Source organism: Moorena sp. SIO2C4, from assembly GCF_010672485.1.
In the GTDB taxonomy this organism is placed as follows: domain Bacteria; phylum Cyanobacteriota; class Cyanobacteriia; order Cyanobacteriales; family Coleofasciculaceae; genus Moorena; species Moorena producens.
Window position 1 is genome coordinate 1 of sequence record NZ_JAAHGN010000425.1, and the last position, 6,117, is coordinate 6,117.

Sequence of the window (6,117 nt, forward strand, 5' to 3'; positions counted from 1 at the left end):
AAGCAGAAATAGAATTTGGGATTGGCATTCACGTGGAACTGGGAAGACAACGAATGTCCCTCAAATCAGCGGATGAGATGACTGAAATGCTAGCGCTATCGATTATTGAAGATTCTGCCTATAGCCGCACAGTGCGAGAGTGGGATGAAGATAAAGCAGAATGGACAGAGTTGGAAATAACTGACCCGCCTTTTCAGAAAAGCGATCGCATTCTGGCATTCGTAAATAGCATGGGTGGTACTCCCTTGTCGGAACTGTACATTGTGTATCGCAAATTAGCCCAAATCTGTGAACAAAAGGGACTGGAAATCGTGCGTAGTCTGATTGGTCCTTATATTACGTCTCTAGAAATGCAAGGCTGCTCGATTACCCTACTCAAAATGAACGATGAGCTAATTAAATTCTGGGATGCACCAGTCAAGACACCAGCCCTGCGTTGGGGACTATGATTGGTATCATATCGGGGAGCATTGGTATGGTACAGCTTAGCTAATTGCTAATTGCTCATTGCTAATTACTAATTGCTAATTGCTACCTTGACGCCCTGAGCCCCTGAGCAACTCTGCCACTATGGTAACTAAACATCAAATTATACAGTGGTTACAAGCAGTAGCTACTGTACTAGAACAAAACAAGGACTATCTAACCGAACTTGATGCTGCTATTGGTGATGCTGACCACGGTATCAATATGAATCGTGGCTTTCAAAAGGTGATCACTCAGCTTCCTAAAGTGGCAGATAAAGACATTGGCAGTATTCTCAAAACCGTCAGCATGACTCTAATTTCCACTGTGGGAGGTGCCAGTGGACCACTTTATGGCACCCTGTTCTTGCGCTCAAGTGCAGCAGTAGCAGGAAAGCAAGAACTGACAGAAGAGGATATGGTAAAACTATTCCAAGCAGCAGTGGAGGGAGTCGTCCAGCGAGGCAAAGCCAACTTGGGAGATAAGACCATGTTAGATGCTCTATCACCCGCAGCCAATGCCTTCGCACAAGCTGTAGATAAAGGAGACAGTATGCTAGAAGCCTTGCAACAGGCTGTCAAGGCAGCAGAACAAGGGATGAAAAATACTATTCCCTTGGTGGCCAAGAAGGGACGAGCCAGTTATTTAGGGGAGCGCAGTGTGGGACATCAAGACCCTGGTGCTACCTCAGCCTATTTGATTCTCCAGACACTGCTAGAAACTATTGGGTAATAGAGCAGTTTTCAATTGGGTGAGGTACAAATTCTTGGGTTTTAGGGAGTAGGGAGTAGGGAGTAGGGAGTAGGGAGTAGGGAGTAGGGAGTAGGGGTAAGAAAATTGACTGTACCTCATAAGTAGCATAAACGCTATAGTTAACGTTTAACTTTAGTAACTTATTAATAACTTAAGCGATCGCATCTTATTGAAGGTCAACCGTCACCCATCAACCGTCACCCATCAACCTTCAACCTTCAACCTTCAACCTTGAACCCTAAACCTTCAACCTTGAACCCTAAACCTTCAACCTTCAACCTTCAACCCTAAACCCTCAACCTTCAACCTTCAACTCTCCCTCAACCGTCAGCCCTCAACCAAATTTGATAATCATAGCTTGCACCAGCTGAATAATTTCAAAGGTGACGAAGACGCTGAGAATAATTGTCACTAATTTATTCAGTATCGGTATGTTGCCATACCCAAACCAAGAGGCAACAAACTTGATTAACACCATACAAATGGCGCTAATGATTAAAAATTGCAGGAGTGCCATAGTTTGATTCCCTGATTAACACGAAACAAGTCAGTAATCTAGTGTATTCCCTATTCAATAAGGAGTACCCTAATTACAAGGAAAATTTTAGAAAAATCTTAAACAATCAATCAAAATTAACCCTATTGTGATCCGTAGTATATTCCCCTACCATTGGTACCAATAAAGACAAGTCCGAACTCCTGCTTACTCGCCTCCATCACACCAGGTCTATTGCCAATTGGTCGGGAGCGATCGCCCATCCGTGTCCATGTGCGTCCCATGTCAAGAGACTGGAATATTCCTGGTTCTTCGGCACGGCTTTTGGCTGAGCTTCCTGAAGTCCCTGTAGCTTCTTGATTCCTAACCCCATTCTCAAGATTGGGAACATTTCCATCAATATTTCCATAAATATACAGTGCTGGAGTGTCACTCCCCTGGGGTGCTTTACCAAAAGCAAATAGGTGAGCTCTGGTGACTGAAGGCAGCTTAAGGAATGACTTACCGCCATCGGTAGAGCGATAGAAACCCTTGCGGTCTAGACTCAGCCAAATTTCGCCCTTAACCCCTGGCACCGTTTTCAGGGAATGCCAACCTTCATTCCGCAGTGAATCATTCACAACTTGAAAGGATGAGCCACCATCATTGGAACGATAGACTTTGCCTTTGGCATAGTAATAAAACCTGTTGCCATCTACAGGGTCTGCCGCTAAAGATTGAGACCAATTCCATGGACCACCGGGACCATTGGGTAATCCTGACACCTTTTGCCAGGTCACCCCTCCATCCTTAGTGCGCAACGGCTGACCTTGACTAACTGTCACAACAAATAAATTGGGGTTAGTAGCAGACATAGCCACCCGCATCGGCATAGTATTGTCTGGGAATGAGGCAAACTCTTGCCATGTCAGACCACCATCAGTGGAAGTCGCGCCAGTATAGGTTGAATTCCAGCGGTAACCACCAACCCGAACCATCTGTAAGGGTTTAGTTTCACAGTAAGCAATACTATAGGTATCCTGGAATGACTTACCAGGTTCCCCCAGACCAAGTCGTTGAGAGGGGTAAGTATCTAATCCTTGGTTATGGTAGAAACCATCCACATCCGCCACCCCACTTACCAGTATGGGACCACGGGGTGGTGAAACCAGAGTGAACGGAACAACTTCCTCGTGTCCGGCGGCATAGTTAGTCCAAACAACGGGATTAGCATTAAGATCATCTGTCCGCCATACACCATACCAATCCGTAAACCACACTCTTCCCGGTACTTTCGGGTCAAATTCCATCCCTGCCATATGATTGGCAAAAAATTTCTTCGGCCACCAGGGAATAGTGTTGTTAGCAGAAGACTGCTGCTGTTTCCAGGTAGCGCCGCCATCCAACGAACGGTAGAATTTAGTTTTTTGTGTGCGGTTTAGGGCAACTATGATATCCTCACGATTAGCAGGATTCACACTGACCGGACCAAAAATCCGATTAGATCCCCCTGGTTTCATGGTTTTCCAGACACCATTGGCATACTTGTGGACTCCAGGATTACTGGTACTGGTAACGTAGAGGATTTTATTGTTTCCCACAGCCATGCGATTGACTGTTTTTGGGCTACCAGCTACCTGAGTCCAGCTGACCCCAGAGTCAGTAGATTTGTAGATGCCATCTCCATAGGGCGAAGCATACACTAAGCCCGGTACCTGTGTATCAAAGACAATCGCTGTAATACCAATTTTGTTATCTGGTTTACCTGCAAAAGAAGTCACGTTTTCCCAGGTTGCACCAGCATCCGATGATTTCCAAAGTCCATCTTCTCTAGAGCCGAACAGGATAATATTGGAATTGAACGGATCAACAGCTAGTCTCTCTCCTAGCCATTTTTTCTTGTGGTTAGCCCCCATCTTGAGCTCTAGGTTCAACTTTGTCCAAGTTTGTCCTTTATCGGTAGATTTAAATAGTGCTCCTGGTTCAGCCCAGGGATATTTTCCAGCTGCAATATAGACAATAGTGGGATCATTGGGATCAACAGCCAGTGCTTCTCCTCCATAGTAGTTTCTCTGAGAGAAGGGAAAGTGTTCTGTCAGGGGAATCCAACGTTGTTTCGCCTCATCCCAACGATAGAAGCCACCCACATCAGTCCGAATATAAACTAAGTCTTTCTCCAGTGGATGGAGGTAAACACCAGTGACATAACCACCACCTCCGATCGCTACATTAGTTGTGCCGAGGCGGATGTTGTTCTGGTATTTCCGAGAGCTAACTACCTCAGCCTGTCCTGAATTTACCTTAACGATATCAGTGACTAATACAATTGACCCCAGCATCATCAAACTAGTCAGGATCATCAGTCCTAGAGTAACCCTTTGCCTAAACCAAGGGTTTGGTTGGGTAATAGCTCGAATCCGGTGATTGGGAATCCACTTAGCAAGGGTTAGCCCAATCGCAAAAATAAATAAGCCTAAAAGCACCCTGAGTGCGATCGCAAGCAAGTCAATCATCAAAAAAATAGATCAGCAACTTGGACAAGACTTACCCAGTAACTCTACTAATAGAGTACGTTAATAACTCACCCTACTATTTATATCGATTTATAGGGTTTGTTGCCCAGTTTTTTCTAAGTCTTACAGAATGCTGCTGTGTCTTCTAGCTACCGCTAAGGCGTAGCCAAGAAATTCCAAGCAGAGTCTTCTTCACAGATTATCGTAAATTCAGGCTCACTGAGGGGAGCTAACCCCTTTAGCCAACTGTTAAGTTTAAAAATATTCAAACCACACTGGTTGACTAGCAAATCATACATCATACCTGGCGTTATTTTATAATCAACCATGCCACTATGACCAAATTCAAAGACTAGGTAAGGCTTGTGGGTTTTTAAGGTTCGGATAGCACCTTTGAAAACCTGAAACTCTGCTCCTTCTACATCTACCTTAATGAAATTAACCTTGAAGTCAGGTTGAAGGATGTCATCAAGTTTTTGAGTTTTGATAGCAATAGATTCTGTTTGAGCATTGTTATAACCCCAATAGCTGTAGTCTCTTTGTTTTAGACCACTGAGTGCTGGGGCATCAACAACATGCCAGAACGTGGTTTCTCCCTCTAAATCACTCAAGGCAATTTGCCTAACATCAACCTTTGGGAACCGTTTTTGCAGCCTAGTAGCCAGCCGGGGGAGCGGCTCGAAAGCATAGTGATGACCGAGGGGAGCCAGTTGGCATATTTTTGTCAACACACTCCCCATGTTGCTACCCACATCGATACAGTTTGAGGATTTGTCTAAAATCCGCTTCATAATCTGATAGACATAGGTGTCATCTTGCCTGCTGGTCAGGATCTTTTGGCTAGGAGGCTTGATCAAATCAACAATACTTCTTGCCACAGGCTCAAACGGTGTGCCAATCAATAACTCTTTCAGATTAGTTTTTATGGTTAAAGGTAGATTCATTTTTTAGCTGCGTATAAACCTCAGCTTTTATTTTATCGCAGAAAATAATGAGGGTTGAGGAGTTTTATATACAAATTTTTATAAAAGCTTTACAAAGTGTTTGTAAAGCACCATATCATACTAAATCCTGTTCACACAGTGGCTTAGGCGTGCAAAACCTCAAACCCTCTCCCCATGTCCCTATCACCCCATCTCCCCATCAGTAAGAAAAGCTACTTTCACAACCGGACTTAGTATCAAATACTAAGCTTGCTCCTGATAAATTCGGCGCTTTTGTGAAGCTCCTGTCGTTTTTAAAGCCACAGCTTCCATTTGCTGGTAAATAGTTTTAGGTAAAAGTCGGAGCAAATAAGCAGCAGCCCCCGTCAACAGAGTACGAAGCGGTTCCTCTAGCAAAATACGCCAGTAAGTCGCTAAAGCCTTATTAAACAATTCTGTTGCCATCAAGCCTTCGTTGATGCTGAGGGCACGTCGAGCACCAAACCGTAAATAATAGGCGCGGGCTGGGTTTTCACATTCAGCAATTACCTCTGGAGCATAGGCACGTGTTTTATCAATCACCTTTTCTAGAGAGTTTATATGCTTGAGTATACTAGCTGAATGCCCTTGTGAATGAATACGATATAAAGTTAGCGCCTCTGGCAAACCTTCCATCTGCCAATCAGTTTTAATAGCCATGCGCAGCCAACATTCCACGTCTTCGATATTGTGTAATTCAGTATCAAAATAAGCCTCCTCCGTAGCTTGATCGTTTCGGTATCGAATTGCTTCAAACACTTCTCGCCGAATCACTGGTGTTGAACCATTCCCAATCGGATTACGACACATGATATAATCTGTAGTTATATCTTTAGTTTTGGCTATTTGATAGATTCCTAACGGACTTCCTGTTTCATCAATGAACGCAGAATAGCTAAAACTGACTCCTACATGGGGTGATGTTTCTAGATATAAAACATGCTTTTCA

Annotated in this window: 7 protein-coding genes; 2 read left to right on the forward strand and 5 right to left on the reverse strand. The window is 44.1% G+C overall.

Translation table 11 applies throughout. From position 1 onward, the window contains the following. Both F6K20_RS20845 and dhaL read left to right on the forward strand, forming a co-directional pair. Positions 1–449, forward strand: a 449-nt coding sequence (locus F6K20_RS20845; protein WP_287295892.1) for a dihydroxyacetone kinase subunit DhaK, incomplete at its 5' end; no start/stop codon positions are given. A gap of 121 nt (positions 450–570) precedes the next feature. Further along, positions 571–1,197, forward strand: a complete 627-nt coding sequence (dhaL, locus tag F6K20_RS20850; RefSeq protein ID WP_287267063.1) for a dihydroxyacetone kinase subunit DhaL — start codon at positions 571–573, stop codon at positions 1,195–1,197. On the opposite strand, the gene F6K20_RS20855 is transcribed toward dhaL, so the two are convergent. The 5 genes from F6K20_RS20855 to F6K20_RS20875 all read right to left on the reverse strand — a co-directional run. Beyond that, positions 1,180–1,317: a hypothetical protein gene (locus F6K20_RS20855; RefSeq protein ID WP_287248856.1), complete on the reverse strand. Its 138-nt coding sequence runs from the start codon at positions 1,315–1,317 to the stop codon at positions 1,180–1,182. The genes dhaL and F6K20_RS20855 overlap by 18 nt on opposite strands. 235 nt (positions 1,318–1,552) lie before the next feature. Beyond that, positions 1,553–1,735, reverse strand: coding sequence for a hypothetical protein (locus tag F6K20_RS20860; RefSeq protein WP_008179017.1), 183 nt, complete (start codon positions 1,733–1,735; stop codon positions 1,553–1,555). Between the two features lie 122 nt (positions 1,736–1,857). Further along, positions 1,858–4,206 (reverse strand): beta propeller repeat protein, encoded by a 2,349-nt coding sequence (locus F6K20_RS20865; RefSeq protein WP_287267065.1) that lies wholly within the window; start codon positions 4,204–4,206, stop codon positions 1,858–1,860. 155 nt (positions 4,207–4,361) lie between these two features. Then, on the reverse strand, positions 4,362–5,150 hold the full coding sequence (locus F6K20_RS20870) for an FkbM family methyltransferase (RefSeq protein ID WP_008179019.1): 789 nt from the start codon (positions 5,148–5,150) through the stop codon (positions 4,362–4,364). 243 nt (positions 5,151–5,393) lie between these two features. Continuing rightward, on the reverse strand, positions 5,394–6,117 hold a 724-nt coding region (locus F6K20_RS20875), incomplete at its 5' end, for a glycosyltransferase family protein (protein ID WP_287295894.1).

Bases quoted from the DNA above. Each gene is read 5' to 3' on its own strand.
- F6K20_RS20865 (WP_287267065.1), bottom strand. From the start codon at position 4,206: ATGATTGACTTGCTTGCGATCGCACTCAGGGTGCTTTTAGGCTTATTT.
- F6K20_RS20860 (WP_008179017.1), bottom strand. From the start codon at position 1,735: ATGGCACTCCTGCAATTTTTAATCATTAGCGCCATTTGTATGGTGTTA.
- dhaL (WP_287267063.1), top strand. From the start codon at position 571: ATGGTAACTAAACATCAAATTATACAGTGGTTACAAGCAGTAGCTACT.
- F6K20_RS20855 (WP_287248856.1), bottom strand. From the start codon at position 1,317: ATGAGGTACAGTCAATTTTCTTACCCCTACTCCCTACTCCCTACTCCC.
- F6K20_RS20870 (WP_008179019.1), bottom strand. From the start codon at position 5,150: ATGAATCTACCTTTAACCATAAAAACTAATCTGAAAGAGTTATTGATT.